At 61.7% G+C, this 24,445-nt stretch carries 20 protein-coding genes and 6 pseudogenes; 13 read left to right on the top strand and 13 right to left on the bottom strand.

The window, feature by feature from the left end; all coding sequences use genetic code 11:
• Window positions 1-57: 57 nt before the first annotated feature.
• From OKW28_RS25475 to oxc, 4 genes are all read right to left on the bottom strand, one after another.
• The gene (locus tag OKW28_RS25475; protein WP_429449876.1) at window positions 58-306 is read right to left on the bottom strand and encodes a hypothetical protein; all 249 of its coding nucleotides are present in this window, start codon (window positions 304-306) and stop codon (window positions 58-60) included.
• Between the two features lie 101 nt (window positions 307-407).
• Window positions 408-839, bottom strand: a complete 432-nt coding sequence (locus tag OKW28_RS25470; protein ID WP_429449875.1) for a PAS domain S-box protein — start codon at window positions 837-839, stop codon at window positions 408-410.
• 119 nt (window positions 840-958) lie between these two features.
• On the bottom strand, window positions 959-2,209 hold the full coding sequence (gene frc, locus OKW28_RS25465) for a formyl-CoA transferase (protein ID WP_429449873.1): 1,251 nt from the start codon (window positions 2,207-2,209) through the stop codon (window positions 959-961).
• Window positions 2,210-2,235: 26 nt separating this feature from the next.
• Window positions 2,236-3,984: an oxalyl-CoA decarboxylase gene (oxc, locus tag OKW28_RS25460; protein WP_429449872.1), complete on the bottom strand. Its 1,749-nt coding sequence runs from the start codon at window positions 3,982-3,984 to the stop codon at window positions 2,236-2,238.
• Between the two features lie 352 nt (window positions 3,985-4,336).
• Here oxc and OKW28_RS25455 point away from each other — a divergent pair, with 352 nt between their 5' ends.
• Complete coding sequence (locus OKW28_RS25455; RefSeq protein ID WP_429449870.1) at window positions 4,337-4,723, top strand: hypothetical protein; 387 nt, start codon at window positions 4,337-4,339, stop codon at window positions 4,721-4,723.
• Here the strand turns inward: OKW28_RS25455 and OKW28_RS25450 are convergent.
• Window positions 4,720-5,687: pseudogene (locus tag OKW28_RS25450) on the bottom strand (LysR family transcriptional regulator). The gene OKW28_RS25455 and the pseudogene OKW28_RS25450 sit on opposite strands and share 4 nt — an antisense overlap.
• Before the next feature lie 192 nt (window positions 5,688-5,879).
• Here OKW28_RS25450 and OKW28_RS25445 point away from each other — a divergent pair.
• Window positions 5,880-6,827 carry a LysR family transcriptional regulator gene (locus OKW28_RS25445; RefSeq protein WP_429449869.1) on the top strand — a complete coding sequence of 316 codons (948 nt, stop codon included), beginning with the start codon at window positions 5,880-5,882 and terminating at the stop codon, window positions 6,825-6,827.
• 594 nt (window positions 6,828-7,421) lie between these two features.
• On the opposite strand, the pseudogene OKW28_RS25440 reads toward OKW28_RS25445, so the two are convergent.
• The 3 genes and pseudogenes from OKW28_RS25440 to OKW28_RS25430 all read right to left on the bottom strand — a co-directional run.
• Window positions 7,422-7,697, bottom strand: a pseudogene (locus OKW28_RS25440) (NAD(P)(+) transhydrogenase (Re/Si-specific) subunit beta); the annotation flags it as partial.
• A 404-nt stretch (window positions 7,698-8,101) separates the two neighbouring features.
• Window positions 8,102-8,821, bottom strand: coding sequence for a GntR family transcriptional regulator (locus tag OKW28_RS25435; RefSeq protein ID WP_429449867.1), 720 nt, complete (start codon window positions 8,819-8,821; stop codon window positions 8,102-8,104).
• Complete coding sequence (locus OKW28_RS25430; protein WP_429449865.1) at window positions 8,805-9,032, bottom strand: hypothetical protein; 228 nt, start codon at window positions 9,030-9,032, stop codon at window positions 8,805-8,807. The genes OKW28_RS25435 and OKW28_RS25430 overlap by 17 nt, the downstream gene beginning before the upstream one ends.
• Before the next feature lie 433 nt (window positions 9,033-9,465).
• Between OKW28_RS25430 and OKW28_RS25425 the strand changes: the two genes are divergently transcribed.
• Window positions 9,466-9,714, top strand: coding sequence for a hypothetical protein (locus OKW28_RS25425; RefSeq protein WP_184056016.1), 249 nt, complete (start codon window positions 9,466-9,468; stop codon window positions 9,712-9,714).
• 100 nt (window positions 9,715-9,814) lie between these two features.
• Window positions 9,815-10,382, top strand: a pseudogene (locus OKW28_RS25420) (IS6 family transposase); the annotation flags it as partial.
• Window positions 10,383-10,510: 128 nt separating this feature from the next.
• Here OKW28_RS25420 and OKW28_RS25415 read toward each other — a convergent pair.
• Window positions 10,511-11,503 (bottom strand): IS5 family transposase, encoded by a 993-nt coding sequence (locus tag OKW28_RS25415; RefSeq protein ID WP_429454448.1) that lies wholly within the window; start codon window positions 11,501-11,503, stop codon window positions 10,511-10,513.
• A 92-nt stretch (window positions 11,504-11,595) separates the two neighbouring features.
• Here OKW28_RS25415 and OKW28_RS25410 point away from each other — a divergent pair.
• Window positions 11,596-11,736: pseudogene (locus OKW28_RS25410) on the top strand (IS6 family transposase); the annotation flags it as partial.
• Window positions 11,737-11,941: 205 nt separating this feature from the next.
• Here OKW28_RS25410 and OKW28_RS25405 read toward each other — a convergent pair.
• Entirely contained in the window at window positions 11,942-12,268 is a 327-nt protein-coding gene (locus OKW28_RS25405; RefSeq protein ID WP_429449863.1) for a DUF4148 domain-containing protein, read from the bottom strand.
• A gap of 203 nt (window positions 12,269-12,471) precedes the next feature.
• Between OKW28_RS25405 and OKW28_RS25400 the strand changes: the two genes are divergently transcribed.
• The 3 genes and pseudogenes from OKW28_RS25400 to OKW28_RS25390 all read left to right on the top strand — a co-directional run.
• Window positions 12,472-12,777 carry a PepSY domain-containing protein gene (locus OKW28_RS25400; RefSeq protein ID WP_429449862.1) on the top strand — a complete coding sequence of 102 codons (306 nt, stop codon included), beginning with the start codon at window positions 12,472-12,474 and terminating at the stop codon, window positions 12,775-12,777.
• Window positions 12,778-12,979: 202 nt separating this feature from the next.
• Complete coding sequence (locus OKW28_RS25395) at window positions 12,980-14,719, top strand: phage integrase family protein (protein ID WP_429449860.1); 1,740 nt, start codon at window positions 12,980-12,982, stop codon at window positions 14,717-14,719.
• A 101-nt stretch (window positions 14,720-14,820) separates the two neighbouring features.
• Window positions 14,821-15,510, top strand: a pseudogene (locus tag OKW28_RS25390) (IS256 family transposase); the annotation flags it as partial.
• A gap of 42 nt (window positions 15,511-15,552) precedes the next feature.
• Here the strand turns inward: OKW28_RS25390 and OKW28_RS25385 are convergent.
• Window positions 15,553-16,008 (bottom strand): GNAT family N-acetyltransferase, encoded by a 456-nt coding sequence (locus tag OKW28_RS25385; protein WP_429449858.1) that lies wholly within the window; start codon window positions 16,006-16,008, stop codon window positions 15,553-15,555.
• A gap of 442 nt (window positions 16,009-16,450) precedes the next feature.
• On the opposite strand from OKW28_RS25385, the gene OKW28_RS25380 reads away from it, so the two are divergent.
• The 4 genes and pseudogenes from OKW28_RS25380 to OKW28_RS25365 all read left to right on the top strand — a co-directional run.
• Window positions 16,451-16,843: a hypothetical protein gene (locus OKW28_RS25380; RefSeq protein ID WP_429449856.1), complete on the top strand. Its 393-nt coding sequence runs from the start codon at window positions 16,451-16,453 to the stop codon at window positions 16,841-16,843.
• A gap of 60 nt (window positions 16,844-16,903) precedes the next feature.
• Window positions 16,904-17,431, top strand: coding sequence for a cyclic-phosphate processing receiver domain-containing protein (locus tag OKW28_RS25375; RefSeq protein ID WP_429449854.1), 528 nt, complete (start codon window positions 16,904-16,906; stop codon window positions 17,429-17,431).
• 587 nt (window positions 17,432-18,018) lie between these two features.
• On the top strand, window positions 18,019-19,089 hold the full coding sequence (locus OKW28_RS25370) for a DNA-binding protein (RefSeq protein WP_429449852.1): 1,071 nt from the start codon (window positions 18,019-18,021) through the stop codon (window positions 19,087-19,089).
• A 141-nt stretch (window positions 19,090-19,230) separates the two neighbouring features.
• A pseudogene (locus tag OKW28_RS25365) lies at window positions 19,231-19,693 on the top strand (FMN-dependent NADH-azoreductase); the annotation flags it as partial.
• Between the two features lie 59 nt (window positions 19,694-19,752).
• Here the strand turns inward: OKW28_RS25365 and OKW28_RS25360 are convergent.
• Window positions 19,753-20,160, bottom strand: a complete 408-nt coding sequence (locus OKW28_RS25360; RefSeq protein ID WP_429449850.1) for a hypothetical protein — start codon at window positions 20,158-20,160, stop codon at window positions 19,753-19,755.
• Between the two features lie 296 nt (window positions 20,161-20,456).
• Between OKW28_RS25360 and OKW28_RS25355 the strand changes: the two genes are divergently transcribed.
• Entirely contained in the window at window positions 20,457-21,809 is a 1,353-nt protein-coding gene (locus OKW28_RS25355) for an MFS transporter (protein ID WP_429449848.1), read from the top strand.
• A gap of 61 nt (window positions 21,810-21,870) precedes the next feature.
• Here OKW28_RS25355 and OKW28_RS25350 read toward each other — a convergent pair whose 3' ends face one another.
• The gene (locus tag OKW28_RS25350; protein ID WP_429449847.1) at window positions 21,871-24,405 is read right to left on the bottom strand and encodes a penicillin-binding protein 1A; all 2,535 of its coding nucleotides are present in this window, start codon (window positions 24,403-24,405) and stop codon (window positions 21,871-21,873) included.
• Window positions 24,406-24,445: the final 40 nt, after the last annotated feature.

The raw sequence follows: 24,445 nt of genomic DNA, 5'->3' as shown, positions 1-24,445 counted from the left end.
GCATCGCGCGCGCATTACGCCTCTGATTTCCACCTGGCCACAACGGTACCGCTAGCGTTACCGGGTTGCCGGATTGAGCAGCGCCATCGCCATGCGACGCGCGCCGGCAATGGCCGCCGCTTCGCTTTCAAAGACGACCTCGTCGACAACCTGTCGGTAGGGCAGGAGGTTGGGTTGCGCCTGATGCTTTTCTTCGACCGTGCGGATTGCAAAATAAGCAGCCCATCCGCCGTTGTGGATCAACTGCATCGCGGACAGCTCAAGCCGATATTGCCCAAATACCTCTATGTGCATTGGATTCTTCATGGTAGATCGTCACGATAGCCGGCCAACCGGATCCGGGCGGCCCGGAGCGCGGTTCTCGACCGTCCCGGAACGCGCGTTCGGACATGGCATGACTGCGCCTTTCACGCTCCAACGCGGGCTTCCAGTTCGGCAAGGCGTTTGCGCAGATTGCGCTCCTCCTGGAAACGACTGGTTTCATCGCGAATCACCGCAACGATCCCGGTCAACTCATGTTCCGGTGAATGCAGCAGCGCAACCGTAAATGCGATCGATAGGGAGCGCCCCTCTTTATCCACCGCAGGAACGCGCAGCACATCGTTACCGTAGCGGGTTTGCCCACTTGCCATCGTCTTGTGATAGCCATCCCAGTGACGTCCGCGCAAACGTGCCGGAATAATCAGGTCCAATGACTGCCCCAGGGCCTCGCTTTGCGTGAAGCCAAACATGCGCTCGGCAGCAGGGTTCCACAGTGTGATGCGCCCCTGAGCGTCCGAAATGATGATTGCATCACCGATTGCTGCTACCAATTGCTCAAAGTCGATGGCTGTTTGCATAGGGCTACCTGGATTCGAAAAGACTACTGTTCAGTCACTACGGCGTCCATCCAGGGCGCCGCACCTGCATACCCCGACAATGAGAGCCCGGCTACTCCGAGCTCTGCCTGCCAGCGCCGTCAGACAGCCTTGATTTCGCGCAGATTGAAGACTTGCTGCTTGCTATATCCAAGGCTCGCCAGCACCTCGTCGGTGTGCTCGCCGAGCAACGGCGACGCGGTGATTTCAGGCTGAAGATCGGAGAACTTGATCGGGCTGCCGACCGTGAGGTAGGAGCCGCGCTTCTTGTGCTGGACCTCCACGATGGTGCCGCTCGCGCGCAACGACGGATCGTTCGCCAGTTCCTTCATCGTCAACACCGGCGCACACGGAATATCGAATTTGCGCAGGATGTCGACCGCCTCGAACTTGGTCTTATCGGCGAGCCACGCCTCAATGGTCGCGAAGATATCGAAGATATGTGGCTGACGCGCCTCGGCCGTCTTGTAGGCCGGATCGTCGATCCACTCGGGCTTGCCCAGCGCCTTGCAGATCGGCTCCCATGCGTGGCCCTGGATGGTGAAGTAGATATACGCGTTTGGATCCATTTCCCAGCCCTTGCACTTCAGAATCCAACCTGGCTGGCCGCCGCCGCCGGCATTGCCGCCGCGCGGCACCACGTCGCTGAAAGTGCCGTGCGGATACTGCGGGTATTCCTCGAGGTAGCCGACCCGATCGAGACGCTGCTGGTCGCGCAATTTGACGCGGCACAGGTTCAGCACGCTGTCCTGCATCGACACCGCCACCTTCTGGCCCTTGCCGCTTTTATCGCGGCCGATCAGTGCGGTCAGAATGCCGATCGCCAGATGCATGCCGGTGTTGCTGTCGCCCAGCGCCGCTGCGCTGATCGTCGGCGGGCCATCCCAGAAGCCGGTGGTGGAAGCCGCACCGCCTGCGCATTGGGCGACGTTCTCGTAGACTTTCAGGTCATCGTAATGATGGCCGTCGCTGAAACCCTTCACCGATGCCACGATCATCTTCGGGTTGAGTTCGTTGAGGCGCTCCCAGGAGAAGCCCATTCGGTCGAGCGCGCCTGGGCCGAAATTCTCCACCAGCACATCGGATTCGCGAATCAGCTTTTCGAGCACTTCCTTGCCTTCGGGCTTCTTGGTGTCCAGCGTCAGCGATTTCTTGTTGCTGTTCAACATCGTGAAATACAGCGCGTCGGCGTCGGGAATATCGCGCAACTGATTGCGCGTCACGTCGCCTGAGCCGGGGCGTTCAACCTTGATCACGTCAGCGCCGAACCAGGCCAGCATCTGCGTGCATGCGGGTCCAGCTTGTACGTGGGTGAAGTCGATTATCTTGATTCCGTCGAGGGGATTGGTCACTTTGCTTCTCCTGATGATTAATGGCGTTACTTCTTCATCGCCGCACTTTGGGGGTTGAGATTCGTCAAGCGGCCGCTCTCCGTTCCCGCTGCTTCGTCGATGACGGCGTTGATGAGCGTCGGCTTTCCCGACTTGATGGATTCGATCAGCGCCTTCTCCAACTCCTCTGGCGTCGTGACGTGATAGCCGATGCCGCCGAACGCCTCGATCATCCTGTCGTAGCGCGCACCCTTGACGAAAACCGTCGGTGCCACGTCCTTGCCTCCGGAGTGGTTGACGTCGGTGCCGCGATAAACGCCGTTGTTGTTGAAGACGATCGTGCAAACCGGCAAGTCGTAACGGCAGATCGTCTCGATCTCCATGCCGCTGAAGCCGAATGCGCTGTCGCCCGCAACCGCGATCACCTGCTTGCCGGTCTCGACCGCCGCGGCGACCGCGTAACCCATGCCAATGCCCATAACCCCCCACGTACCGACATCCAGGCGCTTGCGCGGCTTGTACATGTCGACAATGGCGCGGGCATAGTCCAACGTGTTGGCCCCTTCGTTGACGAGCGTGATATCCGGGTTCGCCTTGATCACATCGCGAATCACGCGCAGCGCGCTGTGGAAATTCATTGGCGTTGGATTCTTGGCGAGCATCTCGGCCATCTTCGCCAGATTCTTGTCCTTGCGTTCCGCGAGTGTGTCGATCCACTCCGCGCCAGGCTTCGGGAAGCTCGAATCGATGCCAGCCAGGAGGGCCGACACGCAAGAACCGATGTCGCCGATCACCGGCGCGGCGATGGGCACGTTGCTGTCGATTTCCGTCGGCGTGATGTCGATCTGGATGAATTGCTTCGGCGCGCCCCACGTCTTGCCCTTGCCGTGCGACAGCAGCCAGTTCAAGCGAGCGCCGATCAGCATGACGACGTCCGATTCCGCGAGCACGAACGAGCGCGCGGCCGAGGCCGATTGCGCATGGTTGTCGGGCAGCAGGCCTTTGGCCATGGACATCGGCAGATACGGAATGCCGGTCTTTTCGACGAGCGCACGAATCTCGGCGTCGGCTCGCGAATAAGCGGCACCTTTGCCCAGAATGATCAGCGGACGCTTGGCGCTCCTCAGCAAATCGAGAGCACGCTCGACAGCGTCAGGCGCCGGAAGCTGGCGTGGCGCCGGGTCAACGACGTGTACGAGTGAGTTCCGGCCCTTCGCGGCATCGATGGTCTGCGCGAGCAGCTTGGCGGGCAGGTCCAGGTAGACGCCGCCGGGACGCCCGGATACGGCCGCGCGGATCGCACGCGCAACCCCGATGCCGATGTCCTCGGCGTGCAGTACGCGATAGGCCGCCTTGGCGTGCGGTTTCGCGACGTTCAGTTGATCCATCTCTTCGTAGTCGCCCTGCTGCAGGTCGACGATCTCGCGCTCGCTCGAGCCGCTGATCAGGATCATCGGGAAACAGTTGGTCGTCGCATTGGCAAGCGCCGTGAGCCCGTTCAGGAAGCCGGGCGCGGAAACGGTCAAGCAGATTCCGGGCTTCTGCGTCAAGAAACCGGCAATTGCGGCGGCATTGCCCGCGTTCTGCTCGTGTCGAAAGCTGATGACGCGCATCCCCTCGGCTTGAGCGAGCCGCGTCAAATCGGTGATGGGAATACCCGGCAGACCATAGATCGTGTCGATGCCGTTCAGTTTCAGCGCATCGATGACCAGATGAAATCCGTCAGTCATTTCGGTTGTCCCGCGTTTCTGTGCTTCTTCTGCAGCGCTCTGCAGGGTGCTCCCAGCTTCTGCCATGACGTCTCTCCTCCTTGGCGGGGCGTTGTGTGATTCGTGATATACAATATTCCACATACAGTATTAGTCAAGCGTATTTTTGGAGACGGGGCCGATTGTTGCAGCGCGGCTGGCCGCATTCGCTTGAGGCGAAAGGGAATCACGCACGAACTGTTTGCATTGCACAAACGGGCTGCAGACGGAGGTTTACGATAAGTACTGGAATTTCGGCGTCGCCTTCGGATGAATTCCTGGCCTCGTGGCGCCGAAATACATAAGACAATAGTTATCGTTTATACAAAAAACTTTAACTATCGTATATTGATTCGCGATCCTATCCTTCATCCAAGCCATCCAACTGAAGGAGAAAATCATGGGCCGCTTACACCTTGACGGACTCGAAACCGTGCGCGACCACACCGTGCAGGCGCAACTTTGTGCCTACAACATGGCTTTCTCCGAACTGGGTCTGCGTTTCCGTTGGGACGCGCAAACCTTCGCATCACTCGCAACGATCGACGACGAACGGGCGCGCATCGCCGCGTACATCAAGGCTCACCATTCGCATTTGCTGAATGCCTACAGCGCGGAATTTCTGAGTCAGGCCATTCTCGACAGGAAGAACGCGCATACCCTGGGAGGTTTCGCGGCAAACGGAAAAATTGCGAATGTGAGTCGCGCGTCGGACTCGTCGCAAGGCTATTCGCGGAGGGCGTGCGTGCAAGACGAGCCGGGTGTGCCTGCGCTCGCGGGCGCTTAAGGGGCGTTCAGCGACGTGGCCGGCATCTGCCCGTTCGCGCTGGCCCACAGTTCAACTACCGACTGGGCAGTGGATGCGCCGGCACCTGCGAATTGAGCCCACGCTGCTGCCGCGTTCGGCTTGAGCGAACGGTTGCGACGGCGCACTTGCATCGTCGTCAGCATCACCTCCGGGAGCAGCGGGAGCGACACGAGACGTTCGGATGGAGCGGGCCAGTGCTCGTCGACCGGCAGTACGCCGACACCCAGCCCCAGTTCGATCATCCGCAGTACAGCGGCGACGTGACCCAGTTCCTGTATCGGTCGCCCTCGGACGCAATGTGTGCTCAAGGCACGTTCGACGACGCTGTGGCTTCCGGCATCGGAATTGAGCGTCATGAGCGGCACGTCGCTCAGTGCACTCCAGGCGGCGAGCGTGGTGCGTCGCGCAAGCGGATGCTCGCCGGACAAGACAGCACAGAGGGGGTTAAGAAAAGCGCTTGCGCGTGCAACTGGTCGGCCGCCAAAGGCTCCGCGTCCGACACCACGCCGAAGTCGACTTCCCCTTGTTCGACGCGGGTCAACACCGCGCATTGCGGCCGGTCCTGTACCGACACGATCAGATCAGGAAATGCCTCAGCACAGCGTGCAAGACCGCCTGGCACCCAGTTCGATGACAGCACTGGATTGCTGACGATGACCACCACGCCGGTGTGCCCTTCATACGCGGCCCGATTTTCGCGTAACGTCAGATCGATATCATCAAGCAGGCGACCGATGCGGCACGCGAGGCTCGCACCCGCCGTCGTCAATTCGACCTGCCGCGTCGTCCGGTCGAACAGTTTCAGTTCGATCGCTTCTTCGAGTTCGCGCAAGCACCGGCTCACCGCAGACTGCGTGAGGTTGAACCCGCGCGCCGCGCGCGTAAAGCTTCGCTCACGCGCGACGGCGACAAATACTTTTAACTGTTGCAACGAAACGTTCATCAGGCAACCAAACGGGCGCTATTCACTCGTCTGCTCCGGCTATTGGCCTCAGGTGCGAAGGGCGGTTTGCGCTGGTCGGGGCCTGATGGTTGATATCGTCGAGGCGCCCGGTCTCCATGCCAGGGTCATTGCTGAATTACCTATAATTAAAGGTTGTTACCATATTGATTCACATTCGCCTATATATCGGCCATGACGATGAGAAACGCGACACTCCGGCAGTTGAAGGTCTTCGAGACGGTGGCCCGCCGCCTGAGCTTCTCGCGTGCCGCGGAAGAACTTCATCTGACCCAGCCGGCTGTCTCCAGCCAGGTCCGGCTACTCGAAGAGCATGCGGGGCTGCCGCTCTTCGAGCAGCTCGGCAAGAAGATCTATCTCACGCCCGCCGGCCATGAGATGCTTCACTACAGCCGCGCAATCATCCAGCAGTTCCACGAAGTGGACCAAGCGATGGGGCAGCTGAAAGGCGTCTCCGGCGGCAAGCTCAATGTCGCCGTGATCAGCGCGGGCGACTACTTCTTCCCGCGCCTGCTCGCCGAATTCACGCGCCGCTATCCGGGCGTGGTCCTTAATCTGGCGGTACACAATCGCGAGGAACTGCTGCATCAACTCGCGACCAATCAGACCGACCTCGCGGTGATGGTGCGCCCGCCGCATGAGATGGACACCACCAACGAACCGTTTGCACCGCACCCGTATGTGATCGTCGCCGCGCCCTCGCATCCACTCGCGCACAAGCGCAACATCACGATGAGTCAATTGGCGGGGGAAGCCTTCATCGTTCGCGAGCACGGCTCCGATACGTGGAATTCGATGGAAGAAGGTTTTGCCGGACGAATCGCCAACCTGAAGATCGCGATGGAGATCAAGAGCACTGAGACGATCAAGCAGGCTGTGATTGCCGGCATGGGCATCGCGTTCCTGTCCGCGCATACGATCAGCCTCGAATTGCAAGTGGGCAACCTCGTCGTGCTCGACGCCCAGGGCTTTCCGGTGATGTTCAACTGGTACGTCGTGCACCGGAAGAACAAGCGTCTGCCGCCCGTTGCGGTCGCCTTTAAGCGCTTCCTGATGGAAGAAGGTGCGGATCTGATCGAGAACATCACACGCGTGAAGGCGCTCAGCAAGAGTAAGCAATAGGCTTTGGATCGCCTGTAAAACTTCATTTATTGCAAGTTCGTCACCAGCTCTATGTTTTCTCACTCGTCTGCACGGGAGCCGGGGGCCGTGAATCACGCTTCGGTTGTGTCTCGTTCCGGTGCGCACAGTATCTTTGGCGGCTGCGATAGCGCCATTCGACTCCGCTGCGATACGCGCTCGTGCGTACAACGTGCTGAGTGTCGTCGCGCAGTGCCCATGGTTGCGCGAATTCGCCGCCAGCAGCGGGTGCATTTGATCGTCGCGCCATTCGAAGCGCCCGAGCCAGCCCGGTCGCTGCACGAGGCCGCAGCGCGCATGAGACCGGTGGCCGTGTGTGCGGCGAGCGCGTGAAGAGGCACTTCGGCGGCGGCTGCCCTCATCAGATGCGCGCCCAGTGCGGCAGCCAGTCCGCTCATCGCGAGCAACGCGGCGAGCCCGAAGGTCTGCGTCGGTTCCGTTAGGAAGCCGTAGCCAAGACATACACACAGCACGAGCGCCGTGAGGTTGACGACGGTATAGCCGGGGCGCGCTCCCGCGCGCCCCGGCTATCGCACCGCGCAGTTTGCAGAACGCGATCGTCGATGCGGTGAAGATCAGCGCGCCGATTAAGACCACGGCGCACAACTCGACACGCTCCACAGCCGCCTTTGCATATGCAGTCGCCGACAGGTACCGCGCGAAACCGCCGGAAATGGCGGGGAGGCCCATACCGATGCCGAGCGACGCCATGAGGTACGGCCTGCGTGTCAGTTCGCGCCGCCGCACGCGCCAGGCGCCCAGCACCGCGCCCGCGATTGCCGCCGCGATAACGTCGCTTCCAGCACCGACGCCCGCCGCGAGCAGCCCGGCAAGCGCTGCGGTCGGGAGCATCGCACACAGATGGCCGTGCCGGCGGCCGCGTTGGCGGACGCCGCGAGCCTCGCCTGAACGACGACACATCGCAGCAAGGACGAAGGAGCGCACATGCCGCAAGGGTGGGGGAATACCGTGTGGGCAGGAAGGGGTTTTCTACTGGCTATCGCACTGGCTGCGGTGCTGGCCGGCACGGAGCAATTGGCGGTCGCGTCGCGGGGGCGCGGGTGAGAGCCGGAGCGAGGGACAACAAGGATGGGGGCGCTACCGTCGCGCAAACCATCGTAGCGAGCCGGGGTCAGACGACCTGCATCGGCATTGGCGGCGAACCGGCGAAACCCACGAACTTCATCGATGGCACACAAAACAACAAGGCCAGTGGTGACAGCACCGCTGGCCTTGTTGTTTTTGACAAGCCACCGTCAATCCAGAAAGTCGCAGTTCGCTTCGACGAACGCTGCAAGATCGAGCGAATGCTGGCGCACGAGCCGCTCGACCAGTTCGGTATCGCGCCGCTCGAGCGCCTCGATGATTCGACGATGATCGGCGATCGAACGCGCTGCCCGATCGCTCCGCGAAATCGTCATCCGGCGCATCGCACGCACGTGAATGAAGATGTTCTTGATCGTGTCGAGGATGATCTGCGACTTCGATAGCTCGACGATTGCCTGATGAAAGGCAATGTTTGCGTCCGAGTATTCGGCAATGTGCTCGGCAGGCGCGGCGTCGCCCAATTTGTCGAACATATGGCGCAGGCGCGCGATTTCCTCGTCCGTTGCATGTAGCGTGGCCAGGCGCGCCGCCATGCTTTCGAGCGCGGCCCACATCTGGATCATCTCGACGATCTCACGTTTGCTCTTTCGCACGATGTAAATGCCGCGGCGCGGCACTGTGCGCAGAAACCCTTCCTGTTCGAGCTGCGTCATCGCTTCGCGCACTGGTGTGCGGCTCACGCCGAGAGATTCGCACAACACGCGCTCGTCGAGTCGAATTTCTTCGCGCGTCTGGTAGATGTCAGTATCGGCAATGGCCTGGCGCAGCATTGCGTAGGCCTTATTGCGCAAGCTCGCGCTTGCCCCGATCGGCTGCAGTGACAGCGTCAACGACGCGACCAATGCTTCAGTTTCAAGTTCTGACGACACTGATCGCCTCTTGTTGAATATGCGCGCGATACGTTGCCGCTGTCGCGGTCGAACTGAACTCCCCGTCCACTGCGCCCAACCCGGCGAAACGGCCATGTTGTGCTGCGCGTTCCACGACCGGCTGCGGAATCCACCAGCTCAGCAGGACGGTAGCGGCAGAGCCTAACCCTACGACGGCGACGGCAAACAGCGCCAGAAAAACAAAATCCATTTGTAGCTCCGAATGATTGAGTCACGAGACGACTGAATCATATGTTGCATCGCCGCAAACGGCAATATTCTGTATTTAGTATATCACACATCGTTGTCTTCGCTATTGCCTAAAGCTAGCCTGACTGCAGCTTGGTGGTGACACATAAGACGCGTCCCGGCGGCTTGACGGGCCATAGACTTGCGCCCCTCTGGCTGCGCAGCAGGTATCTGAGGCCACGCCGATCCGGTATCGTGCGCAGGAACCCAAACTCCAGAGGCTCATCACACGCGGCCTATTCATAAGTCTTCGTTTATCGTTATCGATGAAAACATTAATTTTCATTCATTGCTTGCCGCTCCTATTCTGTAATCACCGCCGTCGCAACGCGCAAAAATAGTCGCAATCGATCTGTCGACCAGCGCAAGCAGGGGAGCGGTTGAAGGAGAAGGCCATGAACACCGCCGAGAAGTCTCTGCGCCACCTGGTAGAAAAATGGCTTGCGCCCACCCCGACGGTGCGGATCCGCGTAGTCCAGTTTGGTCGCATGCGCGCAGACAAGATGCGCTATGCGCACATCGAGGCATCGACTCTGACCGGAACGCGCGCAATATTCTTCTTTCGACATGCTGACGGATGCTGGTGCGTGTTTCCGCCTCAGATCGCGCGGCCGTCGATGACAGGTTATCCGCTGTCAGCGTGACCCTCCGGCATGACCGTTCTCGAATGGCTCAAAATGCGGTTCTTTTGCATTAAGGCGGTCCGCTATGATGGGCGGAACGACACGAACGACAGAAAGCTCGATGAACACGTTGAATCCGGCGGGGGCCCGAGTGCTGAAACGACTGCATTATCCGCTCGACGTGATTCTGACTTGCGTGCGCTGGTACGTGGCCTATCCGCTGAGCCTTCGGCACCTTGAAGACATGATGGCTGAGCGCGGCGTTTCGGTCGACCATTCGACTGGCACCGCTGGGCCATCAAGCTGTTGCCGGTGCTGAAGAAAGCGTTTCGCCGCCGCAAGCGGCCGGTGGGTACGAGCTGGCGGACGGACGAGACGTACCTCCGCGTCAAGGGGGAATGGCGGTATCTTTACCGGGCCGTCGCGACATGGACGGCAACACCATTGACTTTCTGCTACGCGCCCATCGGGACAAGACTGCGGCCCGGCGTTACTTTGAGCGATCGATCGCCCGGAGCGGTGTACCCAAAACGGTAACCATCGACAAAAGCGGCGCCAATCTCGCCGCGCTCGAAGCGATCAATGCCGATCGTGGAGCGCCCATCAAGATCCGCCAGTCCAAATATCTCAATAACCTGGTCGAGCAGGACCATCGGGCGATCACGCGACGAACGCGGCCCATGCTAGGGAAACGCTGATCAATGGACCAACTGCCCAAGTTGCAGGCGAGATGGCGTCGAAATTTTCAAATGACGAAGCGGATTGACACTCAATTCGGTGAATTGGACGCGCAAACGAGCCTTCCTGCTCGCGTTTCTCATACGCATGACGGATTGCTCCCATGGACCGATCGCAAGAGATTTCGCGCAACCACCAGATTTGCCAAAGCGAACAGGCTGAACAGTTGTGCGGTGTTCTTAGCCAAGCCCTTGTATCGCGTCTTGCGATGGTGAAACAGATTCTTGACGATATGGAACGGATGCTCAACCCGCGACCGGATCTGCGCCTTGGTTCGCTCGACCGCAATCACCAAGTCCTTCAGCGCTCCCTCCTGCATCGCCTTGATCCTTCCCCGCTTGGCAGCGACGTTCCACTTCACGGTCTTGCCCGTCATTTCCTCGCGCTTCTCTACGCCAATGTAGCCCGCATCGGCGAACGCTTGCTCCTCATGTCCGTGCAGCAGGGCATGCGCTTGCGATACATCCGATACGTTGGCCGCCGTGGCAACCACACTGTGGATCAGACCCGAATCGGCATCGACGCCAATGTGGGCTTTCATCCCAAAGTGCCATTCGTTGCCCTTCTTGGTTTGATGCATTTCCGGGTCACGACTCTTCCCGGCGTTCTTGGTCGACGGCGGCGCTTCGATTATCGTCGCATCAACCAGCGTGCCTTCTTTCATCATCAGCCCACGCTCGCACAGCGAGATGCCAATCTCGTCGAACAACTTCCGTGTCAGTTTGTGTTCGATCAGCAGGCGCCGGAACTTCAAAAGCTTGGTTGCATCAGGCACGTTCTCGACCGCCAGATCAATGCCGGCGAAGGCTCGCAGCGCGATGCTGTCATACAGGGCGTCTTCCAGTCCTTCATCCGATAGCCCGTACCACTGTTGCAAGAAGTAGATTCGCAGCATTCGCTCCAGGCCAATCGGCGGGCGGCCTCGCGTGCCCTTCGGACAGTGCGGCTCGATTGCCGACAGCAAGCGCTGCCACGGAACTATCTTCTCCATCTCGGCCAAGAAGCGTTGGCGCCTCGTCACTCGCTTCTTGCCTGCAATTTCCGCTTCCGCGAAGCCAATCTGCCTCTTCATCATCGTGAGTCTGTTCCGTGAGCTGCCTTCTATAACGTCCTCAGCTACGCCAGCGATGACCGATGTATCGAGCTGAATAAATCAGCGTTTCCCTAGGGTTCAAGACCTTTCGCTGTGCCCGGCTTGTTCTGGCCGGCATTGAGATTATGCAGACGATCGCCAAAGGACAGATGGAATGGGCTCGCGGAACCCACCCGTCCGCCCCGGATCAATTCTACGAGCTCGCAAGATAAGCAGTACTTCGCATATCGATTCCGCCCGCTCTTTGAGCCTTACCGCGACAAAGCCCAAATTGGCGCGGCCTATCTGCCGTCATTTCACGGATGGGAGCGCCTTTGGATCTTCTCGTCGAATCCTCAATAAAGGCATTCGGTTCGATCCGGCTTACTCTCAGTGCGCTGCCGTTACTCGACGCGGACGTACCCGACCCGCGCCTGTTCAGTGATGCGCGAAAAGATGCGTCGAATCAGATGCCGGAGCGATGCGTCTGCCGGATTGCGAAGCATCACTGGTTGCGCTTCCCATGCCGGAATCTGACCCGGCGCCTGCGACATTTTTGCTGGCAATGCGAGCCTCTGCCGCCTGTATGTCCGACGGGTAAGTCGATGTATCACGTTTTGCGGGATAGTACCCAGCATTCCCGATCTGGATCAGTTCAGCGCGGACTTGTGCGCGCGTGAGCGGAACACTGGCCTGTTGGGCAAAAGCAACGACCGGGACGCCCAGCATAATGGCCGTGGCAAAGGTAAGGAGAACAGATTTCATGACAGTTCCTGGTTTGCTGGAAATAAAAATTGGCTATGAACCGGTTGCTACAATTCCGATTCTAGGAGAGCGCTAACTTAGGGGAACCTTAGCAAACGGAAAATGCAGCCCGCGCTGCGGGCTTTCGAAATCCATGCGGTTCAGCGTGGCTTAATCCTGCAGTGCCATCATCGATTCTGAATCAATCAACACTGGAGTACGAAATGAAGAAGGAACTCGGTATTGTCCTGGTCGCAGTCGGCGTGCTTGCGACGAGCTTTCCCGCCTATGCATTTACCGGTCAAGAATACGCGAAAGACGCGAACATCAGCATCGAACAGGCGCGCGCTACCGCCTTAAAAGCACAACCCGGAAAAATCACCGATGAAGAGTTGGAGAAGGAAGCGGGAGGCAGCGGGTTGCGCTACTCCTTCGATCTTGCGTCGAAACGGGGCACGCAGGAAGTCGGTGTCGACGCGCACACCGGAGCCGTTCTTGAGAACAAGGCGGAAGGACCGAACCCCGACTGATCACCGGCGATCGAATTCGACATAGCATGTATCGAGCGTTCGATTACGACAGCGGCGGAGTCTGACGCAAGTCAATGTTGTAGTGACCCGGTGTGGACAGGACACGGGACAGATAGCAGCGGCTGGAATATTCGGATCAACCGTGCCATTAAGATAAGTTTGCTTATCATAAGGTATCGATTCGTGGGTTAAACTCGTGCTCATGAAAACGCGCCACACCCCCATACCGTCACTTCCCGCCCCTGCTCCCGCGCGCCTGCCCAACGCCGACGAACTCGCCGTGCTGCGCGCCTGGTATGCCGGCCTGCCGGCGCGGCAGGCGGTGGCGCGCTACCTGCCCGCGGCCGTCGGTGACGGCCGATCCGCGCGCGGTGTAGTTGGGCGAATCCGTCGCACGCTGCTGGCCGCCGCACAGGCGCTTCACCGCGCCGATCTCGCCGCCCTGCTCGATCATCCGGCCGACCAGCGCGAACAGCATGCAAAAACCGTCGCGCACGTGATCGAACTCCTGCGCACCGCTGTGCCACCCGAGCCGCAGATCGCCGACGACATCGCGCAATGGCTATCCCGTCGCGCCGTGCGCGTGCTGCGCGCCCACGGCATCACGACGCTGGCCGACCTGACCGTGCGGATTCCGCGACGACGCCAATGGTGGAAAGCGGTCCCCGGTCTCGGCGCGGCGAGTGCGCGCGCGATCGAGCAGTTCTTCGCCGCATGCCCCGCCCTCACCGACAAGGCCCGCGCGCTGGTGGTGGCAAGCCAGCGTGGTGACATCGTGCCGTGGGAAACCCTGCGGCTGCCTCACGAGGTCGATGGCACCCGCGGTACGTTCCGCGCGCCCGTCGCGACCTGTACGCTGGACGCGTCCAATGACTATGAGGCCGTGCAGACCTGGCTCGCGCTGCAGGAGTCGCCCGCCACGCGGCGCACCTACCGCAAGGAGGCCGAGCGCCTGATCCTGTGGGCGATCGTCGAGCGGGGCCGCGCGCTGTCATCGCTGACGACCGACGACGCAATCGCGTACCGGGCGTTTCTGCGGCATCCCTCGCCGCGTGCACGCTGGGTGGGTCCGGTACGGCCGCGTACGTCGCCTGACTGGCGGCCGTTCAACGGCAATCTCTCGGACCGCTCGGTTGCGCACGCGCTGTCGATCGTCGGCGCGCTGTTCCGCTGGCTGATCGGGCAGCGCTACGTGCTCGCCAATCCGTTCTCAGGTGTGAAGGTGCGTGGCGGCAATGGCGCAGCGACGCTCGATGCATCACATGCTTTCACCGAAGGCGAATGGGCGCTCGTGCGCACGATCGCCGACGGACTCGAGTATCCGGATCGGACTGCGTCCGGCACACCTTCAACCGGCTGGAGCAAGGCGGCCGCGCAGCGGCTGCGCTTTTTGCTCGATTTCGGCTACGCGACCGGACTGCGCGCGAGCGAACTGGTCGGCGCGACGCTCCGGGACGTCAGGACCGATGCCAGCGGCGATCACTGGTTGCGCGTGACCGGCAAGGGCAAGAAGATTGCGATGGTCGCACTACCACCGCTCGCCTGGGACGCGCTAGCGCGCTATCTGGCCGAACGCGGCCTGCCGGTTCTGCCGGCGCAATGGCGTCCGCAGACGCCGGTGATCGGTAGTCTCGAAACGGACAGCGCCGCGGCGATCAGCAGCGTGCGGCTGTGGGGCGTGCTCAAGCGCTTTTTTGTGCTCACGGCAGAGCAGATCGAGGCCGACCATCCGCCGCTGGCGACGAAGCTGCGCGATGCCAGCACCCACTGGATGCGCCACACGCACGCCACTCACGCGCTCAGCCGCGGCGCCGAACTGACGACGGTGCGGGACAACCTGCGGCACGCATCCGTCTCGACGACGTCGATCTATCTGCACAGTGATGAAGTGAAACGGGCGCGGCAGATCGGGGGAGCTTTTGGTACTGATAGACGCCGGTAGTCAGATGCAATCAGTCGGAGAACAGCTGGCTTCCCCCTGTCCAAAGCGGCAAGGCCTGTCACTTCCGATACACCGACTTCGCAATACCTGAAATGCATCAGATGTGCAAAAATCATCGTGGCCTGATGCAAAGCGCCGTCCTTGCCGCCCATGGAAACGGGTTGCTCAAGCAGCTCACGAAGATGCTGGTGGAGCGAGCGCTTGAGACGGAGATGTCCGAGCACCTGGGCCATGGCAAGAGCGAAGCGGTGACTAATGCCACTGGCAACACCCGGAATGGGCATAGCGCCAAGACGCTGCAGGGGGAATTTGGCGAGTTGCCGCTCAACATCCCGCGCGACCGTCAGGGGGCGTTCGAGCCGAAGCTGGTGGAGCGCCATCAGACGCGCTGGACGGGCTTCGACGACAAGATCATTTCGCTGTATGCGCGTGGCCTGAGCGTGCGCGAGATCCAGGGGCACCTGGAAGAAATGTACGGCACGGAGGTCTCGCCCACGCTCATCTCGGCGGTCACCGACGCCGTCAGCGAGGAGGTGAAGGTCTGGCAAGGCCGTGCGCTCGATGCGCTTTACCCGATCGTCTATCTCGACTGCATCCACGTCAAGGTGCGCGACAGCGGCGCGGTGCGCACCAAGGCAGTGTACCTGGCCATCGGCGTGAACATGACCGGTCACAAGGAGGTTCTGGGACTGTGGATTGCCCAGACCGAGGGTGCCAAGTTCTGGTTGCAGGTGGTCACTGAGCTGAAGACGCGCGGCGTGCAGGACATTTTTATCGCCTGCGTCGAGGGTCGCGCCGCATCTAGGCCACGCGATCCGCCGTCAGCTGTTCGACTAGTTGGGTAGGTAAGGCACCCTTCGACCGTATCGTTCGTCGATTGTATCGGCCCGGCTAAACAATTCGCCCACACGCTCGAAGCCTATGCTCCGGTAGAAACCAAACGCGCTCTCGCGAGCGCTACACCACACCATGCGTCCAGCCGCAAGCTTCGCATGATCGATGCACTTTTCGGCGAGGGCAGTGCCAATGCCGTGGCCACGCCAGCCGGCTCTGATCGCCATCTCGCAAAGTCTCCATGTCAGCTCGGGCACGGGGTTTGCCCGTGCGATGGTGCTCACCCCTATGAGTTCATTACCAAGAAAAGCACCGAGATGAAGCGTGTCTGCCTTCCTGTCGGAGCGAAGCTCGCTGCGTCCCGCTGGTGAGTCGGCGTGAAGAACCCGCTCGCGAAGGAGCAGTACCTCCGCGAGCGTGACGGACGCGGTTCGGATACTCGTACTAGTCGTCATCTTCTTCCAGGCGACGTGGGTTAGGACGAGCCACGACGCAGCAGCTCTCGCACATCCAATTGTCGACGTTCTCGCTCAGCGAGTCGAGTGGCTGCAGTTGGCGTCGGTAGCGGACGTTCGCTGGCGGACAGCGGTTGACCGGAACGGGGCGTCAAGACTCATTCGACGGCGGTGAGATGTGCCATTCTTCGACGCCGATTTGCGAATGTCCGCAACATAATGTTCGGCCGTCCCACGCGAATCAGCGACAATGAGGCGCGCCTGGTCCCCCGAAGCATGCGCTCGATCGCGCCCGTGACGCGATTGCCGAGGCGGAGTAAATCAAGGCACCTAAGGCGCGTGAAGAGCAACAAGCGGAGAGCGCACGAAGCGGCTCGCCGACCAAAGACACCGCAGGCGCGCAGCGAGGCAACGCTGCCGGGCGACCGCGAGGAGGAATTTTATGTTGATTGCGAGCGAACTTGCGAAGATCGCCACGGAGTTTCCAGATGATCTTGTACGGATGAGGAACTGTCTCAGGCGCATCGGCCGCACGGCGCCAGACGACGTTCTCATGCTTGCATGGGCCCGGTATTCGGATCGCCTGTGCGCAAGTTGGCTGACGCTGCCGGAGAATGAGACCACGCTGACAGAGATATTGCAGTCTTATCTCCCGGAGTCCGGTGTCCCGACCGGAGAGGCGATTCTCACCACCCTTGAGGAAGCAGAAGGCGAAAACAGGAATGCTGTCCTCCTGTTACCGCTGGATCTGCTGGATCGGCTCGGATGGAAAACTGGCGACACACTTTCACTCAGCGAAGATTCCGGGGGCGGGTTCACGCTGCGCCGTGCATGACGTGCAAACGACGCGTTCGGAGCATGCTTTACTTCCCCTTCGAGAAAACTTGAACCCGTTATGCCATATCGCCTGTTCGTCGATGATCTTCGGGATCCAGGCTCGCCGGCATGGGTAGACGTCCGCGACTCAATGTCAGCATCAGGGGCGGAAGCCGATGGCTGTCCCGACGAGATTCCGTTCGACCATGACCTGGGTGGCACCGACACTGCCATGCCCATCGTAAAGCGGCTAATCGAACTGGACCTCGACGTGGGTGGTCAATTCATTCCAACCACCATTCACTTCGCTATTCACAGCGCAAACCCGGTTGGCGAGGCACGCGCATTTGTCGAGGGGAGTTTTCCGCAAAATAAGGTAATTGTGGCTGTGGTGGCTCATTCGTGTAAGCAGCGAGAAGAAATCTCACGGGCACTCGCGGCCGACAATTCGATCGATCAGTCGCAGATGATCGAAACTCGTGATGCAACTGTGGGTGTAATCGAGAATCGTAGGCGTCCGCCCCCTCGACCAGTAACAACGTCCTTCTCCCGATTTGGCTGCACGTGTCTGCCAGCTCCAACTCCGCGGATCGACCAACCCGCGTGAAGGCCGGGAGCCTCCAACGCGGTTATCGCTCATACGCTTGCGGACACGGGAGTTTGCGGTTGCAAGCTAAAATGCAGCCCGTCATGTCATGAACTCCATTCTAAGAGTGATCGAGAGCAGATGGCACCATAGCCCGCGCCAGTTTATGGACCCGCGTGATGTCGCACGCCAGCAAAAATCTATGCGAGCACACTGCTTGATCAGGCCGGTTGAAATATCGACACGTTGCACGGACGACCAGGAGGACGTTCCAGCGTCCATCGACGATCGTGTCTGGCTTGCTCTGGTTCGACTATGTCGCCGCGAACAATTCAGACCAGCAATCGATTGTCGTTAGCGAACAGTTGCGATGCAGTATCGCAAACTCACAAAAAAGCTCTACGAAACCGACACAGAACCATTGAGATGCATTTTCAGTGGGAACGAATATTTTGACATGAGTTTGCGCGTACTTGAGTCCACGGCAATGGGATACGAAAGCTTCTTGAAATATCTCGCGATCTTTTAATTTTCAATAACTTAACTGAGAATCCGCCGACAGGAGTTTGCGCGGAATCACTCCATATTCCCCCAAAGCCGCTTCCACCATGACCCTCGAAGCCGACATCGAAGTCGTCCGTCAAAACGCGTCGGACACGCAGACGCTTTATCGCGAGGTCTGCGCGTTGCTGTTTTTCCGTTACGGCGAAACACCGACCGCGAATCGCCTGTACCAGCTGGTGCGCAAAGGCAGCATGAGCGCGCCGGCCAAGGCGTTGCGCGATTTCTGGACCGACGTGCGCGACAAGACGCGTGTGGACGTCGGCCGTCCGGACTTGCCGCCCGAGGTCGCAGCGGCTGCCGGCGAATTCGCGGCCCAGCTGTGGCGTCTGTCGAGCGACGCCGCGAACGCCGCGCTCGACGTGTTCAGGCAGGACGCGGACGCGCAAATCGCCGCCGCGCAAGAACAGGCCAGGCAACAGGACAAGCAGCGTCAAGACGCCGTCGACGAAGCCGAACAGGCGGCCAACGATGTCGCGACCCTGCGCGCGCGGATTGCCGGACTCGACGCGCGCATCGTCGAGCTGCAGACCGCCAACGACATGCTGACGGCGCAACTGGCGACATCGAAGGAAGAAATCGCGGCAGGAGCCGCCGCGCTCGCCGATGCCCGCCGCGATTTCGCCGACGAACTCGCGAAGCTGCGCCGCTCGCACGAGCAGAACGAGCAGCGGCTCGCCGCGGCGGAAAAGCGCGCCTTGCTCGAAATCGACGGTGAACGAGCGTCGGCGCAACGTCTGCGCAAGGAGCTTCAGGCGAGTCACGAGCGGGCGGCGACGCTCGAAGCCGAATCGCGGGCCGAGCGGGACGCGATTCGGGACGAGTTGGCCGCATCGAAGGCAGAACTGGCTGCCTCCGCTGCGCGGCATGCCGCGACCCGCGGGCAGCTTGCGGAAAAGGATGCGCTGCTGGCTGAACGGTTGGCGGCGACCGACCTGTTGCGCCAGCGTATCGACACGCTTTCGCGGCAGATCGAGACGGCGCGAACAGAAAAAACGTCCGCGCGCCCTGCCCGCCGCGCCCGCGAAAAATCACCTGTGCAGGGCCGCGCGATGGTGGGCTTCTCGGGCGCACCGTTCGTCAAACGTTCGACCAACGCCAAACCACGCGAAGACTGAGGACTGCCGGCGTCCCGGCGGCATGTCACCACGCGAGTCGCGATAAGTGGTTACCTTGAATTCGACAAAACCGGTTATTCCACCAAGCCAGTCGGCCCTCTAACCTGATCTCACGTCAAACCCACCGCAAGGATGGACCACATGAAGATCATGCACGTCGACGCCAGCGCGAAGCGCGAGCGATCCAATTTCCGCGCGCTCGCCCGCTATTTTCTCGAGCGTCTGCGCGAAGCACGCGTCGACTTCGACGTCGATTATCTGGACTTGACAGTCGACACGCCACCGCACGTCGCCGAAGCGTTCGCGATCGCCACATACACGCCGCGCGCACGAGCGCACGGCGGCGATGCGGGCGACGCTGGCGTCATCGGATGCCCTGTGCGCGCGCCTTCTCGCCGCCGACGCGTCGGTGTTCGCCATGCCGATGTACAACTGGTCGATGCCGTCTGCGTTCAAGGCGTTCATCGATAGCATCACGCGGACCGGCGTGACCTATCTGCACACGGAAGACAGCGGCATCGTCGGACAGCTCGGGCGGCACAAGGTGTTGTTCATCACGAGCCGCGGCGCGGATCTGCGCGCGGGCTCGCCGTACGAATCGATGTTCGATAAAAAGTGATCGTCATGGGGCGGCCGCGCCCGCCGCCCGCGCGCAACGCTGCGTCAGAACCGCGGATGACACTCGAAACTGACCGACGACCCGTGCTCGGTCATCGCGCTGACGCCGCTGACCGTCTCCGTATTCACGCTGCTTTGCATACCGCGACGATCGCAGTAGTCGCGCGCCTCGTTCATCGCGAGTTCGTGCGCGCGCGCCCAGGCCATGCGTCCTCCGGTCGCGCTGGCGGCGACCGTGTAGCTGCCGGGCTTGCCGCTCGCGACCACATTCGTGCTCGACGCGCACCCGACGAGACTCGCGCACGCGAGCGCCACCGCCGCCACCCCGCGCATGCGCGTGTGCAGCGGCGCCCTCTTCCTTTCCGTGCTGTCCGCTCGCGCGACGGACGCGACTTCGCGTACCCGCACCGTTTTGCGCGCCTCAGCGAGCATGTCCGAACCCTGATTCGACATCGTGGATCACCTGCATTTTTAACCGATTAATCAGGCAGCAATTATCCGGAATCGTTCGCCCAAGATCAGCCGATACAACCGAAAACACTGTTGCGCGACTCCTAACAATGGACGCGAGCGCCACGCCGCGACGGCGTCGGCAATGAGCGGACCACATGGTTCACAAAAGACCTTCCGGAATCCCTTTTGAGCGTCTAGTCTGTAACGATGCCTGTTCGACGGACAGGCATTTCGAACCGCAGACGGACCCCACCACATAGCGGCATACACCGGTCGCCGAACCGGAGGAGACATATATGGATCTCGAGGCACGTACCCTTCATCGCGTCACGGTTCGGCTCGTGCCGTTCCTGATGCTGTGCTATTTCATCGCCTATCTCGATCGCGTCAACGTCGGCTTCGCGGCCTTGCAGATGAACAAGGCGCTCGATCTGTCCGCGAGCGCGTTCGGCTTCGGCGCGGGCGTGTTCTTTATCGCGTACTTCTTTTTCGAAGTGCCGTCGAACCTGCTGCTCGAACGATTCGGCGCGCGCCGCTGGATCGCGCGGATCATGTTTACGTGGGGTATTCTCGCGGGCGCGATGGCGTTCATCCCGGACATCTCGCGCTTCACCGGGCTCTCGCCCGCGCACGTATTTTTCGGCCTGCGCATTCTGCTTGGCGTCGCCGAGGCCGGCTTTTTCCCGGGCATCATCTTTCTGCTGACCTTGTGGTTTCCGGCCGCGTATCGCGGGCGCGTGGTCGGCTATTTCATGGCGGCGATTCCGCTGTCGACGGTGATCGGCGGCCCGATCTCCGGCGCGCTGCTGTCGCTCGACGGCCGCGGCGGACTCGGCGGCTGGCAGTGGCTGTATCTGATCGAGGCGGCGCCGGCGGTATTGCTGTCGGTCGCGGTGCTGTTGTATCTGACCGACAAGCCCGCCGACGCCACCTGGCTCAGCGCCGAGGAGCGCGACTGGCTGATCGCGCGGCAGAAGCAGGAGCGCGAGCATCGCGAGGCGGTGCGCCACTTCAGCGTGAAGGAGGCGCTGATCAATCCGCGCGTGCTCGCCATCGCGCTGATCTATTTCGGGGCGAACGCGACCAACTACGGCCTGAGCTTCTTCCTGCCGCAGATCGTGAAGTCGTTCGGCCTCACTAATCTGCAGACGGGTTTCGTGACGTCGCTGCCGTACGTGGTCGGCCTCGTCAGCATGATTTTGTGGGGACGGCATTCGGATCGCCACCTCGAACGCCGCTGGCACGTCGCGATTGCGCTGTTCGTCGCGGCGGCCGGCATCGCAGCCGCGGCCGGCCTCGACAATCCGGTGCAGAAGATGATCGCGCTATCGATTGCCGGCTTCGGCATCTTCGGTTGCCTGCCGGTAATCTGGACCTTGCCGGCCGCGTTCCTGTCGGGCGCGGCGGCCGCGGGCGGCATCGCCGCGATCAACTCACTGGGCAACCTGGCGGGTTTCTTCGGGCCGTTCGCGATGGGCTGGATCAAGGACAGCACCGGCGGCTTCGGCGCCGGGCTGCTATGCCTGTCGGGCGCGGGACTCATCGGTGTGGCGGCGGTGTTGCTGCTGCATCACGACACGTCGCTCGAGACGACGCATGGCAATCCGCATGCGCGACCGCCGGGTGATGCGGGCGTCGCGAGGTACTAGCCCTTCTGCCTTACCCCGTTCAATACGCACCCGGGCAGCGCGCCCGGGTCGCAGTTCGCGTTCAGTTCGCCTCGCCCCCGTTATTCACTCCTTCGCCGCCCTGCCCAGTCGCATCGGGCGGCACGAGGTCGTCTGGCGTCGGGGTCGGCGCGAGCGCTGCCGCACCGCCGCCATGCGTTTCGCCATCGACGGTAATGGCGGGCGCCGGCGTGGGAACCGCTTCCGACCCCGACCCCGTCGCCGGCAGCATCGGTGGCAGCGCGCGCGCTTCGCCCTGCATCGCGGACGCGCCCGCTGCCTCTGACGCCGCCGCCGGTGCCGCCACGGCAGACGTCGGCGGCTGCACCGACGCCACCGGCGCGCGCCGCGCCGGAGCACGCGCCACGACCTGCTTGTCCGGCTGCGCCGGCGTGCGCGTGAACAGGTGCCCGATCCAGTCGCGCAAGCGTTCGGCGCGCTCGGCGAACCAGCCCGGCTGCTGCGCGGTATCGAACTTCATGTGGCCGTCGACGAGCCGCGAGCGCTGCGCGCGCTGGAAGAAATCGCCGACGATCGGCAGCGCGCTATGCGCACCCTGCCCCCAGTAATCGCTGCGCAGCGTCACGCGGCTGTCGTTGAAGCCGACCCATGCCCCCGCCACCAATTGCGGCTGCATCAGGATGAACCAGCCATCCGCGTTGCCCTGGGTCGTGCCGGTCTTGCCCGCGACATCGCCGCGCACGCCGAAGCGCGTGCGGATGCTCGCGCCGGTGCCGCGGCTGACCACGTCGCGCATCACGTCGACGAGCGTGCGCGCCGTGTCGGCGGGCAGCTCGCGACTCGGCGTGGCCGGCTTGAATTCGGCGAGCAGGTTGCCGTTGCGGTCCTCGATGCGCGTGACCATCAGCGGCTCGACGTAGCCGCCGAGGTTCGCGATCGTGCCGTACGCCGACACCATTTCCTTAAGCGTGACCGGGCTCGTGCCGAGCGCGAGCGACGGCACCGGGTCGAGCTGGCTGTCGCGCACACCCATCGCGCGCGCGAGCTTTGCGACCCTGTTCGGACCCACCGACTCCATCACCTGCGCGGTGATGCGGTTGCGCGAATAGGCGAGCGCGTCGCGCAGGCTGATCATGCGGCCGCTCGGCTCGTCCTCGTCGTTCGGCTTCCAGATTTCGCCGCCGGCGAGTTCGATCTGAACCGGATTGTCCGGCAGTTTGTCGTCCGGCTTCGCGCCGGCCTCGAAGGCCGCCGCGTAGACGAACGGCTTGAAGGTCGAGCCCGGCTGACGGCGCGCCTGCTGCACGTGATCGAACGGATCAACGCCAAAGTCGCGGCTGCCGACCCACGCCTTGATCTCGCCGGTACGTGGGTCCATTGCGAGGAAGTCGGCCTGCACGCGCGTCTTCGTGTCGCACACGCTCTGCACGAGCTGGCGATCGGCGAGCAGGCGTTTCAGCGCCTCGTCGTCGGCGAGGCCCGTGTCTCTGGCCGCGCGGAAGTCAGGCGTTTCGCGCAGGAACGTGCGCAGCAGGTCCTTGTCCGCCGAGCAGCCCGCGCGCGTGCCCCACGCGGAGTTCGCGATGTTCTGCAACTGGTTGCCCTGCAGCGTGACCGCCTGGGTCGCCATCGTCTGCAGACGCGAGTCGATCGTCGTGCGCACGACGAGTCCATCGGAATAGATGTTGTAGTCGTTGCGATCGGCCCACGCGACGAGCCATTTGCGCAGTTGCTGCGTGAAGTGCGGCGCGGGTCCGGGCGGCTCGATCTGGCGCTCGAAGTCGAGACGCAGCGGCTTGCGGGCGAGCGTGTCGTACTGGGCGGGTGTCAGCTTGCCGTACTTGACCAGCTGCGCGAGCACCGTATTGCGCCGCTGCAAGGCGCGCTCGGGGTTCAGCACCGGGTTGTAGTACGCGTTGCCCTTCAGCATGCCGGTCAGCGTCGCCGCTTCGAGCACGTTCAGGTCGGATGCGGACTTGTCGAAATAGGTGCGCGCAGCCATCTCGATGCCGTACGCGTTGTACAGGAACGGGACCGTATTCAGGTAGGTTTCGAGGATCTCGTCCTTCGTGTAGAACGCCTCGATCTTCAGTGCGGTGATCGCTTCCTTCAGCTTGCGCGTCAACGTCGGCGCGCGGCCGATTTCGTCGGGATACAGATTGCGCGCGAGCTGCTGCGTGATCGTCGAGCCGCCCTGGCGGTCGCCGGAGAACGTGTGCAGCGCGGCCGAAGCGGTGCGCCGCCAGTCGAGCCCGAAATGCTGATAGAAGCGGTGATCCTCGGTGGCGATCAGCGCGTTCACGACGTTCGGCGAGATGTCCTTCAGCTTGACCCACTCGCGGTTCGACGGCTTGAACTCGGCGAGCAGCTTGCCGTCCGCCGACACGATCTGCGCGGGCTGCTCGATCTTCGCCTTGCGGATGTCGCCGATGCTCGGCGTGAACGGAATCAGCAGCAGCACGTACAGTACGAATAGCACCGGCAGCGCGGCGAGCCCCCACGCGAACGTGCGGCGGGTCGGATGGCGCAGATGCCACGCGGCCTTCGCGAACAGCGGGTTCGCGAGCGTCAGCCCTTTGTCGAGGGCCGCCAGAAAGGAGGAAAAGAGGCGCTTCACTTGCTGTCGTCGGCTGGGAAAGGCGCAATCGTACCAAGAT

It is taken from the genome of Paraburkholderia sp. 40 (genome assembly GCF_050434105.1).
In the GTDB taxonomy this organism is placed as follows: Bacteria; Pseudomonadota; Gammaproteobacteria; order Burkholderiales; family Burkholderiaceae; genus Paraburkholderia; species Paraburkholderia tuberum.
This window is presented reverse-complemented; position numbering and strand designations above follow the sequence as displayed.

Excerpts from the sequence above, each read along its gene's own strand:
- OKW28_RS25400 (WP_429449862.1), top strand. The coding sequence starts at position 12,472 with ATGAAGAAGGAACTCGGTATTGTCCTGGTCGCAGTCGGCGTGCTTGCG.
- OKW28_RS25455 (WP_429449870.1), top strand. The coding sequence starts at position 4,337 with ATGGGCCGCTTACACCTTGACGGACTCGAAACCGTGCGCGACCACACC.
- OKW28_RS25445 (WP_429449869.1), top strand. The coding sequence starts at position 5,880 with ATGACGATGAGAAACGCGACACTCCGGCAGTTGAAGGTCTTCGAGACG.
- OKW28_RS25360 (WP_429449850.1), bottom strand. The coding sequence starts at position 20,160 with ATGTCGAATCAGGGTTCGGACATGCTCGCTGAGGCGCGCAAAACGGTG.
- OKW28_RS25385 (WP_429449858.1), bottom strand. The coding sequence starts at position 16,008 with ATGACGACTAGTACGAGTATCCGAACCGCGTCCGTCACGCTCGCGGAG.
- OKW28_RS25380 (WP_429449856.1), top strand. The coding sequence starts at position 16,451 with ATGTTGATTGCGAGCGAACTTGCGAAGATCGCCACGGAGTTTCCAGAT.
- OKW28_RS25375 (WP_429449854.1), top strand. The coding sequence starts at position 16,904 with ATGCCATATCGCCTGTTCGTCGATGATCTTCGGGATCCAGGCTCGCCG.
- OKW28_RS25470 (WP_429449875.1), bottom strand. The coding sequence starts at position 839 with ATGCAAACAGCCATCGACTTTGAGCAATTGGTAGCAGCAATCGGTGAT.
- OKW28_RS25355 (WP_429449848.1), top strand. The coding sequence starts at position 20,457 with ATGGATCTCGAGGCACGTACCCTTCATCGCGTCACGGTTCGGCTCGTG.
- oxc (WP_429449872.1), bottom strand. The coding sequence starts at position 3,984 with ATGGCAGAAGCTGGGAGCACCCTGCAGAGCGCTGCAGAAGAAGCACAG.
- OKW28_RS25370 (WP_429449852.1), top strand. The coding sequence starts at position 18,019 with ATGACCCTCGAAGCCGACATCGAAGTCGTCCGTCAAAACGCGTCGGAC.
- OKW28_RS25475 (WP_429449876.1), bottom strand. The coding sequence starts at position 306 with ATGAAGAATCCAATGCACATAGAGGTATTTGGGCAATATCGGCTTGAG.
- OKW28_RS25425 (WP_184056016.1), top strand. The coding sequence starts at position 9,466 with ATGAACACCGCCGAGAAGTCTCTGCGCCACCTGGTAGAAAAATGGCTT.
- OKW28_RS25405 (WP_429449863.1), bottom strand. The coding sequence starts at position 12,268 with ATGAAATCTGTTCTCCTTACCTTTGCCACGGCCATTATGCTGGGCGTC.
- OKW28_RS25395 (WP_429449860.1), top strand. The coding sequence starts at position 12,980 with ATGAAAACGCGCCACACCCCCATACCGTCACTTCCCGCCCCTGCTCCC.
- OKW28_RS25430 (WP_429449865.1), bottom strand. The coding sequence starts at position 9,032 with ATGGATTTTGTTTTTCTGGCGCTGTTTGCCGTCGCCGTCGTAGGGTTA.
- OKW28_RS25415 (WP_429454448.1), bottom strand. The coding sequence starts at position 11,503 with ATGAAGAGGCAGATTGGCTTCGCGGAAGCGGAAATTGCAGGCAAGAAG.